Genomic DNA, 14,392 nt, shown 5'->3' on the forward strand with positions numbered 1-14,392 from the left:
CATTATTTAATTTTTATTTAGCGCCTGCGTTGTAAACACTTGTTGTAAAAACTGTTTAGCGGTAACGGGTTTGCGTCCTGTAAGTGTTTCAAAATCTGTAGAGGTTTTAGCAAATTCTTCTTGCTTTATAGCCTCTGCAAAACCGGCAGAAACATGCGCCAGTTCAGCAGGAACCCCTGCTCCTGTCAGTGTATTTACAAACTCCTCTTTTGCAGGCGAAACATACCCAACGGGTTTACCGCTTATTTCAGAAATAATGGCTGCAATATCTCCAAACGAAACAGCCGCATCGCTGGTAATATCATAGGTTTTATTCTCGTGCCCGTTTGTAGCCAATACAGCTGCACAAGCTGCCGCCATATCATCACGCAACATCATTGCTGCTTTCCCGTCTCCGGCAGGGAAATAAATACCGGTTTCAAGTACATTGTTACCAATAAACATCGGCAAAATATCCATGTAAATATTGTTTAGCAGAATAGTGTATGCCAAGCCTGATTGGCGCAACCATGCCTCGGTTTTGATGTGTGCTTCAGCCACAGGCGCGATGGGAGAATCAGGACCTTCGTTCTTGCGCTGAAAGCTGGTGTACACCACGTGTTTTACTCCTGCATCTTTGGCGGCCTTTACCACATTTTCGTGTTGTTGGATACGACGGCCGATATCGCTGCCCGACACAAACAGTATTTTATCAATACCCGCAAAAGCTGCTGTTAATGACGCGTAATTATCATAATCGCCTACACGTATCTCCACTCCTTTTTGTTTCAACTCTTCAGCTTTGGCGGCATCGCGCACTAAAGCCACAATATTTGCAACAGCAGTTTTTTCAAGCAAATAGTTAATGGTAGCCTTGCCCAAATGGCCACTGGCACCTGTAATTAAAATCTTACTCATATTATTATTTTTATTGATTTAACTTTGATTACCAAAACACAGTTACTTACTTTTGGTAAGTCAAAGGTAAAAAGTTACTATTGCACAAACAATAAGGCACATACCTGTAACATACTTACTCAAAGGTAACTAATGCTGATAATGAGATGAAAAGAGTTGATTATTATTTAGAAAAAGACGGCGACATACAAAGTTGCCCTATACGTTCAGTGTTGGACAGGTTGGGCGATAAGTGGTCGATACTGGTGGTGTTGATATTGGGCGACGGTGAACCCAAGCGTTTTAATGAGTTGCACAAAGAAATCGGTGATGTATCGCAAAAGATGCTGACGGTTACTTTGCGGGTGCTGGAGGCTGACGGCTTAGTGAAACGTACGGTGTACCCCGAAGTACCCCCGCGTGTTGAGTATGTTATTACCACAATGGGCAAAAGCCTTGTGCCGCATATAGAAGGGTTATCGGTATGGGCGGTTGAGAATATGCCAGCCATTAAAAAATCGCGCCAACGATTCCAAAAAAAAGGGAACCCAGCCACCGCTTAGTCCCCTTCTTCCGGTATTGCCTTATCTCTTTAACGTTTAATATTTCACCAAGTTTTGTCCGGGTAATGGCCCGCCGGGAAATTGTTGCAACATACCGCCACCTTGCAATGTGCCTAAATCAATACCCGCAAATCCCATTGTTTTTATAATCTCTGCCACTGTTTCTTTTGCGGCTGCATCATTGCCCGAGTAGAAGATAACCCTGTGGCCACCGCCTTCGTTAGGGTCAGCAGCTAATAGTTGCGGGGTGTAGGTATTAAATGCCTTTACAACTTTTGCTCCTTTTACCCAGCCTGACACTACCTCGCTGGAAGGTTTACCGCCAAGTTCAGCAGTAGTGAAACCGGGCATAATAATAGGGTTAGACGGGTCGATAACAATGCGTCCTTCCCAAGTGGTTATTGCGGTGGTAACTGATTCCATGTACTTCCACGGCACTGAAAGAAAAACCACATCGGCCAGTGCTGCCTCGTTTACGGTAACGGCCTTTACATTCCCCTTTAGTGAACTCACCGCTTCGGTTAATGATTCAGGTCCGCGGCTATTGCTTAGCAATACCTCGTATCCTGCCTTTGCGGCTTGCCCGGCAAATGCCAACCCAATGTTACCGCTTCCAATAATTCCTATTTTCATTTTATTATTATTTAAACTGCTTTTTTAACTGCCAAAAGCCATAGGATTTTCCTACGGCCTTAGCATATTTATTTTTGTTATAAAATTAGTTGTTTAACCAATTAAAAGCATAGTCGGCTTGATTTTGCCAAGTGGGCAAGCCCAAAACACCGTGGTTTATGCCTTCAAACACTTTGTAATCGGTTACTGATTTGCTGTTTTTATACCTGCTGTAGTTATCGTGGTTTACTTTAGGCGAGAAGAAATGGTCTTCGGTACCTGCAATAAATAACAAAGGCTGTTGCTTTTTGTCGAAATCAACTTTTGTGATGTCAGAAATTCCATCCCTTATCACCTGTCTTGCTTCGGGAATTGCCAATTCTTCGTATGAGGCGCGTTGTTCCGCTTCAGTCATTCCGTTGGCAAAAGCCCATTGCCACTCTTTAAAGCTCATTAAGTGGGTGGTTTTGGCTGGTTTAAATAACCCGAAAGCTCCCCAAGCCGACCTTAAAAAGGCATAAGATACAGGTGAAACACCTTTTGGAGGGGCAGAGTGCACTGCAATACCGGCAGCAGCTATATTTTTTTGTAATAATATTTGGGTGATTAATCCGCCCAATGAGTGGCCGATAAGGATTGGTTTTTCAGGAAGTTCACGAACAATTTTTTCAAAGTGTGCAATTAGTTGTGCCAAGTTAAGTTGGCCTAATGCTGCATCGGGCTGACGTTTACGCAAGGTAGCAGGGTCGGCATCTTTATGAGGCCAAGCTGGTACAATTACATTGTAACCTTTGTTTTCAAAATAGGTTTTCCAGTTTTTCCAGCTGTTATGACCTACGAATGCACCTGTGATAAATACTACGGTTTTTGATTGAGTTTTCATGGCTGTATTTTGTTTAATGTTTAAAATTTTAATTTTTTATGTCCCATTTGACGACACAAAATTCAGCCCATTAAACAAGAATAATTTTAACCTGGGTTAAAATCGTTATTTGCTAGCCATTCTTTTTCTAATCCTACTTAACGAAGGCCCTTGGATGCCCAAATACGAGGCAATGTGGTATAAAGGAACGTTGTTAAAAATATCCGGATGGTCTTGTATTAACTCCAAATACCGCTGCTCGGGGCTCTGAAACAAAAAGCTTTCCATACGTCCGCTGCCAATAACAAAAGCCGTTTCGGCCACCAGCCTGCCCAAATGCTCCCATTGGTGCGATTGTTTGTACAACGTAAGCAATTCGTCAATACGTATATAATATATGTTTGCGGGGGTAAGAGCTTGCGTATAATAGTTGCAAGGGGTTTGGGTAACAAAGCTTTTGTAGGCTACCACTACCTGATTTTGTGAATAGAAAAACAGGTTCTTCTCTTCCCCTGTTTCATCATCAACGTAGTAGGTGCGGAACACCCCATCCATCACCAATCCCAGGTATTTGCAAACGCTTTTGTATTGGTTGTAGAAATCGCCTTTGCCGTAAGTTTTTTCAAGCCACATCCCTTCTGAGAGGGCAAAGTGATCTTCATCAATGCCTGCAAAAGATTGTAAGATATTTTTTACCCTATCCATTACAGGCAAATTGATGATTTTTAGCCATAAAACAAACAGGGTTATTTACGGTCCTTCAAATAGCCTTGGTATTCTGCTGATTCTTTAAAATCAGGAAAATCATCAGCGTTAAAGAATTCAAGCGGGTTTTGGCCGGTTGCTTTTTCCCATTTTTTAAGCGTTTCAACCGCCAAAGGGTATTTGCCATTGGCAGCCAACAGCGACACATAGGTTGGGTAAGCATCTGCACTTTTAGGGAAGTTTGCCAAATACCTTTTCAGGCTGGCTTCTGCCTTTTCGTAATCATCTAAATACGTGTAAATATTCCCTCTATATTGCTCAAGGTAGGTATCACCACCCACTAAACTATCGGTTTTGTTAACCGCACTCAACGCCCCTTCATAATCTTCTTCTAAAAAATACTTGTCTATCATCATCAGGCTAAGGCCGGGTTCGTTTGGAAATGCGGCATAATAATCATCCATTGCGGCCTTATATTCTTCGATACTGACGCTTTGAGCAGCATTAAGGCGCATTCCCAAGAACATTTTTTGCTTTTTGTTTTCGGGTGAAAGTTTGTTGTATTCAGCTAAAACAACCTCAAATTTTCCTTCGTTTTTGGCCTTTGTCATAGTTTTTACAGCTTTGACAGTTTTCTCAAGCCCTTTGTCAGAAGCACCAAACCCATCGGGCATGGCTGAAATTAGCAAAGACCCTATAATATTAGACATATTATCGACCATACTAAAGGTATATAAATCTCCAATTTTTACTTCTCCCTTTTTGTTTTTTATAACAGCGAAGTCAAAATAATTTAACCCTCCTGAAACAAGCTCTGCCCTGAACATGATGCTGTATTTTCCGCTGTTCTCTCTTATCCGTAAGAAATCAAACGTTGTAGTTTGTTCAGCAATTCTTGCAAACAAACCTGCCTCTGCCAAACCTTCTTTCATGCCACCAACAAAAGATGCTTTTTCATCTTTGGTTAATTTTAAATCTTTTGTTGCTCTTTCGGCCAGTTCATCAACATCAAAAAACGAAGTTTCAATCTTTTGCCACTGGCCTGCTTTTGCCAATGAATCAATCCTGTTTCCCAGTTTTTGGGCTTCGACAAACGATACTTTGCCTTGTGCATTTACATGCAGGCTTACAAACAATAGAACTATGCCAGCCAGTACGGCTAAAGGGCTACGGGTATTCATACAGCAATACTATGGTTTATTTGTTAATTTTTGATTTGAAAAACGATAGAAACACTACTACTATATAACCACAAAGGCACAAAGACACACTAATTTAGTGCCTTTGCGCCTTTGTTAATGGCTGCTTGTTGAGATGGATTATTTCTTGGGTTTGTAATACAAATTAAACAACGGAATATCCCACACAAGAGATACCTGATAGCGCCAGCTATTTTCTGTATAGGTAGCACCCGAAGCCGAAATGGTTTGCAGTGGTGGTGTTTTTTGTATGCCACCCATTAGGGTTAGCGGCGTGTTGAACAATCTATTAAAGCCTAACATGATACCGGGTGCAAATATGTTTGACAGTTTTACGGCGGGTAATGCAGCTGTTGAGGTGTCGCTCAGTCGGTATGCGCCAAATGCACCAATATCTACTATAGGTACAAATACAGAAATGGCTCCTAATACTTTGTTGCTACCCAAACCAAATGAAAAATTAGGGCCCACGGGCAAGCTAAGTCCCGCCGATTTTTTTGCGCTGTCGGTTTGGTCGGTTTTCCAAGCATAAAACCCTCCTATGTATGAGTTAAGGGTAAGCAAGCGGGCAGTTTTAGCCTTCATGGTACTACTACCGCTGGGTAGTATATATGTTTCTAATACGGCGGCCATTTGCTGCGATGTTTGGGCCTCAACCATGGCAGCCATAAACGTACCGTAACGCAATAATAGCTGTACAACGGGTTTTGACATTACAGCCCCGTTGCTGTCTATAATATTTATAGTGGTTACCAAATTGGTAATGGCTCCTGTGTAGTTACCCTCGTTCACATTTAAATAAATATTGCCTAAGTTTTGGCTCACCGCGTAGTATTGATTAATACGGTTATCAATGTTTAGATGAAAGATGGTATCTACGCTGGTGGCAAGGGTTTTAATTAACGAGGTGTACGACTCGTAATAATCATAGTACTTGTTATATCCTTTAAGTGAAGTATCGGCTTTGTATTGGGCTACCAGTTCTTCAACTTCATTTACAGCAGATGAAACCAGTACTACCATATCGGCAATCTTATTCAACTGGTTGTTTACGCCCAACGTATCTAATTCAGCTTGCAGGGTTTTGCCGCCACCCAATTCAATTTTTGCCGAGGTTTGATACAACAGCCCCACATAAATACGCAAGGCTGCAGGGTTGTTTACAAGTTTTTTCACACTGTCCATGCCTACCCATGCACCTTCAACTGCGTTTACTGAGTTTTGCAACGATTTTGCTATCAACCCAACGGTTTTAAACAGGCCGTCGATGCCTTTTGAGCCTGAGCCTGCTGCATCAGCTATACCTGATATTACAGCCGCGGGCGATTTATCATGCGATACCAGCTTTGAAGTTATTAAGGCTGCGCCAACAACGGCTGCTACTTCGGGGGCTTTGTTTAAATACTCTTTAAATTTTGGTGAGTTTAAAAGCGTTTCAACCTTTTGATACAAGTTTCTGTAGTCGGTATTAAAGGCTTGGCGCAATGCCGGAATGTATGATTCATAATCATAAATATCTTGGTCGATTGTGGTAAGCAACATGTAGGTGTTGGGGAACAATTTTTCCAACTCAGGGGTTTTCTTCAATTGTTCTTCAAACTCTTCAAAAAACTGTTGATTCAGTTCGGTTTTCAATCGGTTCACCACTACAATAGCCAACGCATCGGCAAGATTGGTAACGTTTAGGCCGCCTACATAGTTAAGCGCATCGCCCACAAAGGCTTGGCCTGTTGCTGCCGCGGCCTGCCAGTTAAAAGCATCGCCGCCGCCACTCACTGTTAAAAAAGGATTTTCGGCAAAGGCATCGCGTAAATCACTTTTTATGTTGTTTACATCCGATTGGTAATACTTATCCAGTATCGTAAATACGCTGTCATCGGAGCGCTTAAGGGCTACCTGTCCTGCATCAATGGATGCCACCGAACGGGAAAGCCGCAATGCATCTTCTACCATCGACTGGGAAAAGGCCGTCAGTCCTGTTAAACATGCAACTAAAAGTGTTAGAAGTTTTTTCATAATTAAGTGGTTTTATAGATAGTTATTTCAGTGCTGCTCGGAGACACTATGGTTGAAATATTTGCTGCAATTTCTTTTATACGGCCCAGTACGTACTCTCTTTTTGTTTTACCTGCGGGAATAGTTTCTGTAGCCAATATGGATGCCGCTATACTACTGACAAGGCCTGTGTATGCACTTGTGCTGCTTGTGGTGGCGGTAAAACTTCCGTCAATTGCGGCGGCTTGCAGGTTTGCATTGTAAAACAACAAATCAACACGCGGGTTAACTGTTTTACCTATATCTTCGGCCAACAGGGTGCCCACACTTATTACATTACTATTTAGGGCTGGATAATTTATCACACTGCCGAATACTTTATCCCTATCGCCCGCCGCGGCAACAATTACAATACCTGTGGCTGCCAACTTATTAATTTTAGCTTCGATGGTTTCGTTATTGGTATAATTCACCTCGCTGTATTGTCGTCGGCTAATATCAAGGCTAAGGTTAATTATATCGGGTTTCACCTGCGGTAATAGCTCAATTACTTTATCAAGGCCTTGGGCAAGATTTTGACCGGTAGAAATATTATCGTCGGTTAACACCTTTATAGAAATAATATCTGCCGCAGGCACAGTGCCGGCCATTAATCCGGCCATTGCAGTACCATGTCCTTGCTTATCTGCAATTGCAAGTGGGGGCACAGCGTATGCAAGGTTTTGGTATTTATTAAACACGGATTTTAAAAACGGATGTGTGGAGTTAATTCCGGTATCCAGCAATGCAACGGTAATCCCTTTGCCTTTGCTGTCTTTCCATGCTTGCGGCATATTTACTATGCGGTTTGCATAGTTAGTAAGCGCATTATAGTTTGTTGCTCCGCTCCAAAAGAAGTTTCCATCGGTGCTTTTGAGCCATGTATCTACCCCTTCTATCAGTTGCCCTTGCAGCACCTCCACAACCTCTATTGAATCACCCGGAGACAGGTAGCCGCTTTTATTATCAGGCAGCGTTTGCGGAGTATTTAACCTGCGGTTGAGGTATGTGGTTACGGTTACTTTCATGGTTATGCTTTAGGGTTAACTGCTTCACCTGTTGCTGTGCTTTCTTTGTTTTTTGACGATTCGGCAGTTGATATTCCCGAACGCAAACGTATGAACTTATTTAATAAGTCAAACCAAAATGGTGCTCCTAATGATATGGCAAAGGCCGTAAGTACCCAGCCCAAAGCACGTTTCCACCAGCTTGCCTGACTCATTACCCCGAAAAACTTACTTATTGTGAACCGTTGACAGTACTTTACTTTATCATCAATTACGGCAATGTCTGATTTTAATAACATAGCTGAATCAAGCAGTTTTGTTTTTGCCGCTTTTTTACTGCTGTCACTCGGCAACATACTGTCGGTATCTATTTTTTTAACCCGTACTTCTATCGAGTCAAGCAGCTTTTTCTTATCAGTCCTTACAACCATCGCTGAGTCGGCTTTTTTGCGACATTCGCCATAGCACCACATCCATTCGTCATCCCACCCGTTGCCTAATATTTTTTGTGAGGCTGCAATATCCTGTTTGGTTTGTTTAATCACCTCACCTGATATGCTATCCCCTATCTCCTTGCCATCATAATTCTTCTGCACGGCAATGGCAAGCTCTACCATATTTTGTCGGGCTTCCCTATTGGTAGATAAGAAACTTGCAATTTTAAGAGTGTCCACATTAAACGCTATGGCTATCAGCATACCAATGCCAAACAACCACACCTGTATGTTACGCTTGTACCAAACGGTGGTTTGTTTCATCATATCATCGTACCACGTTTGCAACGATTTTTTAAATTTATCAATATCGTTGTTGGCAGTAAGCAATAACCTTTTCAGGTAGTAGACGGTGTCTTCTTCTATCAATACAATATTACCGCCGTTTACTTTAAACGTTGTGGTGATTGATACCCCATTGCCGGCCAAGGGTACGGGGCTTGATGAAAGTGTTTTTTCAATTACTGTTGCCGGGTTGGATGCAGGGGTATAATTCCCGCCTACTAAAATATCAGTTATTACTTCGGCGAATTTTTCGGAGGCAATGCTATCGGGTAATCGGTGCCATTGGCCTTCGCCTAAGTATTTTATACCGGGGTGGGCATAAAATGCTTCGGCTAATGTACCGTCGTAGCTGCGGCTGTTAAAGGCGGCAATAGTAAAAGCACGATTCACCAATCCTTTGATTGACAGCTTGTTTACCTTTGTTTCATCGGTAAGCATCTGCACAATAGCCCTTTTAAGATTGCGGGCCCTGAAACCAAACCATGTAGAAAAACCTTCTTGCACAATGGTGGTTAGCAAGCTATACAACAAATACACCAGTATCAGCCCTACCGTAACATCAATTGCAATCAACATACTTTTAGTTTTAAATTTTACATTTCAGCAAACAATTATGGTAGCAAGTTACTAATATCTGCATAGGTTATCTCTATGAATTACTACGTATTAAACAGTAACAAAAAACCCTGATTCTATCCATTTGCTGCGCCACACCGGCCAAAGAGTTTGCAAGCCTTCCCATTCAATATTGTTTTGTACGGCAAACTGTTGCAAGGCTTGGGTTACAGGTTGCGGGTATTGCTGCAAATACGTTAGAAATTTATGTTGGAGGGGATTGAGGTGAAACAGCCCTATCTGATAGTCTTTGCGGGTTACAGCCAAATAACTGTCAGATGGGAAGGGCAATGACGGATTTTCGTTTTTGTGTACTGCTTGCAAATACTGGGCAGTAGGAAAACGGAAACTGAATAGGTACAACGACGGTATAAGTTTCAGACTCTCGTCGTTGGTGGTATCGGCAGCATAGTGTATGCCTTGCGGCGTTTCTTCGTCAAATATTTGCAGCAGGGCGTATTCCAATTGAGCCAATTCTATCATAAAATCAGGCCAATCTTCGCGCTCATTTTCGGGGGCATTTGCATCGGGGCGGGTTTGCTGCAAAAAGGCGGCAAAGCGTTTGCCCAAATCGGCAAGGGTATAACTTACAGAGGGGTATTGTTGCAGGTATTCATCGGCAAATGCCTGAAACAATTCCTCGCCCAAAGCGTACTGCAATCCTTTGAATTGGCCTGCCATGCAATCGCGCAAGCGGGCAAGGTAGCCGCGTTGGTAAATGGCCAATCGCTGCCTGCCGTTAAGGCGTGATGAAGGGGCAATAATGTTTTCTATATCGCCTTGCAGGTGTTGGGGCAGCAATTCTGAAGGATGGCCGCCGGGGTTGCCCAACGGGTTCACCAATACAGTTTGCATCCATTGCTGTACAAGGCTAAGAGGGATATTTTTATCAGCTTCTTCTGCGGTCATTCAGTACTTACAATTTCGGGAACCATAAAGCTTAGGGGATTTGAAACCGTTTGAGGTTCAGCCGCCCCTGCTGCTGTTTTTATAAAGCCTTCAGGCAAGCCGTTCATAAATTGTTGGGCTTTCAATAATTCGGCGTGGTATTCATCAAACGGCGGAATGTTACTATCCCACTCCAGCAACAACGATGTGCCGCCCGTACGTTGCCACGCAAGGCTAAACAACTCCCACACGCCGGGTATTACCTGCCTGTCGTGGGTATCAATAATGTGTGTACCACAGTATTGATGGCCTGCTAAGTGCATTTGCACAATACGGTCGTGGGGCAGGTTTTCAATGTATTCAACCGCGTCCATATCATTGTTATAGCAGGTAACGTAAACATTGTTCACATCCAGCAGCAACCCGCAACCGGTTTCATCGGTAAGGGCAGTAAGAAACTCCCACTCTGGTATGCTTGAGTGCTTAAACGCCAAATAGGTACTGGGATTTTCAAGCACTAACGGACGCTCAAGGTAGTCTTGAACTATTTTTATACGGTCGGATATGTGTTTTAAACTTTCAAAAGTAAGGGGCACGGGCAACAGGTCGTGGGTATTTACTCCCAGCACTCCCGTCCAGCAAAGGTGGTCGCTAATCCAAGCGGGATTCACCTCGGCTGCCAGCTTTTTCAATTTCCCCAAATAGTCAAAATCAACAGGGTCGGTGCTACCAATGGATAACGAAACCCCGTGCATGGCAATGGGATACCGCTCTGCCACCTGTCGTAAAATATGACGCGGGCGGCCGCCTGTATCCATAAAATTTTCTGAAATAATCTCAAACCAATCAACGGCGGGCCAATGCTCGGTAATGTGGTTAAAGTGTACGTTACGCAAACCTAAGCCTAACCCAATATTGGGCAGCCGGCTCAGCATTTGTGCATACTCTTGGGTTGTTTTCATGGCAATTAAACACTCTTTGGCTTTAGCAACTACTACTCTTCCTTATTTAAAAAATAGTAAACAGGGCGGCTATTACTGCCCTGTTTACTGCCCTTTCGGGTGATTGATTTTTCTTACAACTTATTCCACTTGCAAAGCAATGCATCGATTTGATATCGTTATATATTGGGATTAGTCTTGCACACATTGGCATCAGTGCTTGGGCTTTCTGCCTTGCTACCGCAAAGCACGCTGCACTTGCTTTCTTTTAAACCAAAGGTACAATTCATATCCCCGCTACTACCGCAAGCATCGTAAGGGCCAAGGCTTTTCAGCCACCACGATGGAGGGCCGTCAGGGAAACGGGGAGTTCCAAACTCGCGACCTTCGCTGGTAAGACGTTCTTCAAACAGTTTGCGGGCAAGTTTCCAAACACTCTGTCCGGTATTTGTACCCTGTGTACTGATGCGCTCGGCTTGTATGGGGGTAGCACAACTTCCTTTCCATGCACAATCGTTTGAGCCGGGTTTCTCTTGTTCTTCGGCACTGCCGTATAATCCGCAACCGCCTTGTCCCCTGCAATTGTTAAGGGTGTGGCACACGTGCGTAGTGGTTGAGCAAAAGCCTGTACCTGCACAACTGTTGGTGCCAAAACGATCGTGGCCTTGGCAGGCGTTTAAGCCCATGCAAGCATGCAGCTCTAACGGAACAAAGGTGGTGGTGCTTGATGTTGTTGACGGTGTTGTTGACGAACTGCCGCAGCCATTACTTCCACTGCTGCCGCAACCGTTGCTATAATATATCCTGTTAATCATGGGTGTATATTTATTTTATGCGTTGATAATGGATTAAAAACTAACGGGTTCACCTGCAATACTGCTCATATCAGGCAAGGTAGCAAAACGGCCGGGCAGGCTGCTTGGCGGATTTAGGCTTGAGGGTATAGCATTGTAAAGGGCTATAATCTGCGATTTTGCGGTAGATTCAGGCGAAAATTCGTAATTCTCAAAAGTGGGAGCGGCATAGTTACCATCAGGCAAGCTAAGGCTGGTAATAAAATCGCAGAGGGTGCTTAGCATAAACACCATGCCCTTGTGAATACCAAAGTTAAATATCTCGCTTTGTTGGGGCATAGGGTTGCGGTAGCACGATTCCATCATCATATACATGTAGGTATATACTGCATTCAGCAGGTTTGATACGGTTTGTATATCAGCGGGGTAACCGGCTGTTTTAGGATTCACGGGGAATGGTTTTACGAAGTATTTTACATCATCGGCAAAGTTTGGAAACTCAGCATGCAAATCAACAAACTTGCGGTAGTGCGATTCTTCGTCGTGCATTTTATCGTCCGTAGTGTGGTCGTCGGCAATGGTACCTTCACCTTGGTGCACAATAGTTTCAATGGCTTTGCGTGCAGCAGCGTTGCTGTCTATTATCACCAAATCACCGCTGTCATCAGCATTGGTAAACTGTGGTTTGTGGTATTTGTTGTAGTACAGCGTATCTACGTTGTTGTGGGTATAGTATCCGTTACCGGGACCTAATTGTGGTTGGCCTGCGTATTTTTCGTAATCCTCGGGCTTAATGTTTGCCTCAATGTAATCCAAAATGCTTTGGTAAAACTGTCCGATAGACACCCAATGGTCAGGAATTTCGTTGCTATTCGGTACACCGCCGGGGCTTTCAATTTGTATAAATTGCTCTAATTGCTCGGCTGAAAACGGTGCTAAACTGATGCTAAGTTCAGGAAAACGACCGGGCAGGTTAGTAGGCCAGTTGGTAGGTGAAATACCCACTAAATCAGGCATGCCGATAAGGGCGCGGTGCAGGTTGGATGCCAAGGCCATGTGCAGCATTTCTTCAATCACTACACTCATAATAGTAGCACCTGCTTTGTTGGCATACACCATTACATCTGCCGATTTTTCAAGTGCTGTTTTAGCAGCAATGGCAGCAGGCAAGCCTTCATCGATATACTTATTGGTATAATCGGCCTGAATTTGGTCTTGGTTAGGGGTGCGGATAATTGAATAGTAGGTGTACAGGTAAATGGGGATGGTCGACATCTCAATGTCGATGGCTTCTTGCAATGCATGGGCAAGCGACTGTTGGTCCTTTGCCAGGGTTAAAAATCTTTTCATAGGTTTAGTTAATAGCGCTACCGATGACCAAAACTGATAGTATTTGCTGGGTTTATGCAGTGATTATCATTGATAGTTTACAGTTAATTAGTTAGCACCGAAGTACATAAATTAATAGCCAAAAAACAACGGCAGCATCTATTTGTAATCATTCTAAATTAATCATTTTCAGCAGGAAAAATGCAGGGTACTTTTTGGAAATAAATTTATATCGTAATATTGCAATATAGTAGTAAAGCGATGGGAGCCACTAAAACAGATTATTTTACCGAACGACAAAACCAACTGGCCGCACTGGCAAAGGCTTTGGCGCATCCGGCACGTATTGCCATTTTGGATTATTTGTTAAAAGTGAATGCTTGCGTTTGCGGTGATATTGTAAATGAATTGCCCCTTGCCCAACCCACCGTTTCGCAACACCTGAAAGAACTTAAAACTGCCGGCCTGATAAAAGGCAGTATTGAGGGCAACAGTATTTGCTATTGCATCAACGAGAATGCACTTGGGCAATTACAAGAGTTTTTTAATGTGATTACTGCCCACGAGGACACAAAAAATAAATGCTGCTAAAAACAACAACTATATGAAATTATCGGATGTTAAAAACCACCTTGGGGCAATGGACAGTTTAACCTTTGTGCTTGAAAACGGTGAACAAGTACCTGCCCACTTCCACATTACCGAGGTAGGTTTGGTTACTAAACGCTTTATTGATTGCGGAAATACTGTACGCAATGAAACCGTTGTAAGTATGCAACTTTGGGATGCAAATGATTACGACCACCGTCTTGCCCCTGAAAAACTGCTGAAAATTATTGCTACATCTGAAAAGGTATTGGGCATTGAAGACCACGAGGTAGAGATTGAATACCAAGGAGGCACCATTGGTAAATACGGACTTAATTTTAACGGCAACCAGTTTGTGCTTACCAACAAACACACGGCTTGTCTTGCCGATGACCAATGCGGTGTGCCTGTGGTGAAAAAGAAAATTGCCCTGAGTGAATTGCAATGCTGCCAACCGGGAGGAGGCTGTTGCTAATGAAGGAGTTCTTTAAAAAATATAAGAAGCCGATACTAATCACCAGCACCATCATTATTTTAAATGTGGTATACGGGTTTGATGCAAGGTTTACGGTTATAAATATTGTTTGGCTTTTTGTTTAA

Annotated in this window: 16 protein-coding genes; 4 read left to right on the forward strand and 12 right to left on the reverse strand. The window is 43.1% G+C overall.

Features of this window, described 5'->3' with window-relative positions; all coding sequences use genetic code 11:
• Positions 1-6 precede the first annotated feature (6 nt).
• Positions 7-897 (reverse strand): SDR family oxidoreductase, encoded by an 891-nt coding sequence (locus F9K23_06750; protein KAB2916893.1) that lies wholly within the window; start codon positions 895-897, stop codon positions 7-9.
• Positions 898-1,043: 146 nt separating this feature from the next.
• On the opposite strand from F9K23_06750, the gene F9K23_06755 reads away from it, so the two are divergent.
• The gene (locus F9K23_06755) at positions 1,044-1,439 is read left to right on the forward strand and encodes a helix-turn-helix transcriptional regulator (GenBank protein KAB2916894.1); all 396 of its coding nucleotides are present in this window, start codon (positions 1,044-1,046) and stop codon (positions 1,437-1,439) included.
• Positions 1,440-1,475: 36 nt separating this feature from the next.
• Here the strand turns inward: F9K23_06755 and F9K23_06760 are convergent, their stop codons facing one another.
• From F9K23_06760 to F9K23_06810, 11 genes are all read right to left on the reverse strand, one after another.
• Positions 1,476-2,072, reverse strand: coding sequence for an NADP oxidoreductase (locus F9K23_06760; GenBank protein ID KAB2916895.1), 597 nt, complete (start codon positions 2,070-2,072; stop codon positions 1,476-1,478).
• Between the two features lie 85 nt (positions 2,073-2,157).
• Positions 2,158-2,934: an alpha/beta hydrolase gene (locus tag F9K23_06765; protein KAB2916896.1), complete on the reverse strand. Its 777-nt coding sequence runs from the start codon at positions 2,932-2,934 to the stop codon at positions 2,158-2,160.
• A 105-nt stretch (positions 2,935-3,039) separates the two neighbouring features.
• Positions 3,040-3,618, reverse strand: coding sequence for a Crp/Fnr family transcriptional regulator (locus F9K23_06770; protein ID KAB2916897.1), 579 nt, complete (start codon positions 3,616-3,618; stop codon positions 3,040-3,042).
• Between the two features lie 41 nt (positions 3,619-3,659).
• Positions 3,660-4,799: a hypothetical protein gene (locus F9K23_06775; GenBank protein KAB2916898.1), complete on the reverse strand. Its 1,140-nt coding sequence runs from the start codon at positions 4,797-4,799 to the stop codon at positions 3,660-3,662.
• A gap of 138 nt (positions 4,800-4,937) precedes the next feature.
• Positions 4,938-6,833, reverse strand: coding sequence for a hypothetical protein (locus tag F9K23_06780; GenBank protein KAB2916899.1), 1,896 nt, complete (start codon positions 6,831-6,833; stop codon positions 4,938-4,940).
• Positions 6,834-6,835: 2 nt separating this feature from the next.
• Complete coding sequence (locus F9K23_06785) at positions 6,836-7,879, reverse strand: S8/S53 family peptidase (protein KAB2916900.1); 1,044 nt, start codon at positions 7,877-7,879, stop codon at positions 6,836-6,838.
• 2 nt (positions 7,880-7,881) lie between these two features.
• Positions 7,882-9,213 (reverse strand): hypothetical protein, encoded by a 1,332-nt coding sequence (locus tag F9K23_06790; protein KAB2916901.1) that lies wholly within the window; start codon positions 9,211-9,213, stop codon positions 7,882-7,884.
• Positions 9,214-9,303: 90 nt separating this feature from the next.
• On the reverse strand, positions 9,304-10,161 hold the full coding sequence (locus F9K23_06795) for a DUF2063 domain-containing protein (protein ID KAB2916902.1): 858 nt from the start codon (positions 10,159-10,161) through the stop codon (positions 9,304-9,306).
• Positions 10,158-11,075, reverse strand: a complete 918-nt coding sequence (locus F9K23_06800; protein ID KAB2917022.1) for a DUF692 domain-containing protein — start codon at positions 11,073-11,075, stop codon at positions 10,158-10,160. The genes F9K23_06795 and F9K23_06800 overlap by 4 nt, the downstream gene beginning before the upstream one ends.
• A gap of 185 nt (positions 11,076-11,260) precedes the next feature.
• Positions 11,261-11,896: a hypothetical protein gene (locus tag F9K23_06805; GenBank protein KAB2916903.1), complete on the reverse strand. Its 636-nt coding sequence runs from the start codon at positions 11,894-11,896 to the stop codon at positions 11,261-11,263.
• A gap of 33 nt (positions 11,897-11,929) precedes the next feature.
• On the reverse strand, positions 11,930-13,225 hold the full coding sequence (locus tag F9K23_06810; GenBank protein ID KAB2916904.1) for a hypothetical protein: 1,296 nt from the start codon (positions 13,223-13,225) through the stop codon (positions 11,930-11,932).
• Between the two features lie 240 nt (positions 13,226-13,465).
• On the opposite strand from F9K23_06810, the gene F9K23_06815 reads away from it, so the two are divergent.
• Genes F9K23_06815 through F9K23_06825 form a run of 3 tightly spaced genes read left to right on the forward strand, consistent with a single transcriptional unit; the run spans position 13,466 to position 14,392 of the window.
• The gene (locus tag F9K23_06815; GenBank protein ID KAB2916905.1) at positions 13,466-13,795 is read left to right on the forward strand and encodes a winged helix-turn-helix transcriptional regulator; all 330 of its coding nucleotides are present in this window, start codon (positions 13,466-13,468) and stop codon (positions 13,793-13,795) included.
• Between the two features lie 13 nt (positions 13,796-13,808).
• On the forward strand, positions 13,809-14,267 hold the full coding sequence (locus F9K23_06820) for a hypothetical protein (protein KAB2916906.1): 459 nt from the start codon (positions 13,809-13,811) through the stop codon (positions 14,265-14,267).
• Positions 14,267-14,392 (forward strand): cytochrome O ubiquinol oxidase, encoded by a 126-nt coding sequence (locus tag F9K23_06825; GenBank protein KAB2916907.1) that lies wholly within the window; start codon positions 14,267-14,269, stop codon positions 14,390-14,392. The genes F9K23_06820 and F9K23_06825 overlap by 1 nt, the downstream gene beginning before the upstream one ends.

It is taken from the genome of Bacteroidota bacterium, from assembly GCA_008933805.1.
Lineage (GTDB): Bacteria > Bacteroidota > Bacteroidia > UBA8524 > UBA8524 > SB11.

What these genes read in the sequence shown, in the direction of transcription:
- F9K23_06805 (KAB2916903.1), bottom strand. Translation starts at nt 11,896, where the DNA reads ATGATTAACAGGATATATTATAGCAACGGTTGCGGCAGCAGTGGAAGT.
- F9K23_06790 (KAB2916901.1), bottom strand. Translation starts at nt 9,213, where the DNA reads ATGTTGATTGCAATTGATGTTACGGTAGGGCTGATACTGGTGTATTTG.
- F9K23_06810 (KAB2916904.1), bottom strand. Translation starts at nt 13,225, where the DNA reads ATGAAAAGATTTTTAACCCTGGCAAAGGACCAACAGTCGCTTGCCCAT.
- F9K23_06750 (KAB2916893.1), bottom strand. Translation starts at nt 897, where the DNA reads ATGAGTAAGATTTTAATTACAGGTGCCAGTGGCCATTTGGGCAAGGCT.
- F9K23_06775 (KAB2916898.1), bottom strand. Translation starts at nt 4,799, where the DNA reads ATGAATACCCGTAGCCCTTTAGCCGTACTGGCTGGCATAGTTCTATTG.
- F9K23_06815 (KAB2916905.1), top strand. Translation starts at nt 13,466, where the DNA reads ATGGGAGCCACTAAAACAGATTATTTTACCGAACGACAAAACCAACTG.
- F9K23_06770 (KAB2916897.1), bottom strand. Translation starts at nt 3,618, where the DNA reads ATGGATAGGGTAAAAAATATCTTACAATCTTTTGCAGGCATTGATGAA.
- F9K23_06755 (KAB2916894.1), top strand. Translation starts at nt 1,044, where the DNA reads ATGAAAAGAGTTGATTATTATTTAGAAAAAGACGGCGACATACAAAGT.
- F9K23_06800 (KAB2917022.1), bottom strand. Translation starts at nt 11,075, where the DNA reads ATGCTGAGCCGGCTGCCCAATATTGGGTTAGGCTTAGGTTTGCGTAAC.
- F9K23_06765 (KAB2916896.1), bottom strand. Translation starts at nt 2,934, where the DNA reads ATGAAAACTCAATCAAAAACCGTAGTATTTATCACAGGTGCATTCGTA.
- F9K23_06825 (KAB2916907.1), top strand. Translation starts at nt 14,267, where the DNA reads ATGAAGGAGTTCTTTAAAAAATATAAGAAGCCGATACTAATCACCAGC.
- F9K23_06760 (KAB2916895.1), bottom strand. Translation starts at nt 2,072, where the DNA reads ATGAAAATAGGAATTATTGGAAGCGGTAACATTGGGTTGGCATTTGCC.
- F9K23_06795 (KAB2916902.1), bottom strand. Translation starts at nt 10,161, where the DNA reads ATGACCGCAGAAGAAGCTGATAAAAATATCCCTCTTAGCCTTGTACAG.
- F9K23_06820 (KAB2916906.1), top strand. Translation starts at nt 13,809, where the DNA reads ATGAAATTATCGGATGTTAAAAACCACCTTGGGGCAATGGACAGTTTA.
- F9K23_06785 (KAB2916900.1), bottom strand. Translation starts at nt 7,879, where the DNA reads ATGAAAGTAACCGTAACCACATACCTCAACCGCAGGTTAAATACTCCG.
- F9K23_06780 (KAB2916899.1), bottom strand. Translation starts at nt 6,833, where the DNA reads ATGAAAAAACTTCTAACACTTTTAGTTGCATGTTTAACAGGACTGACG.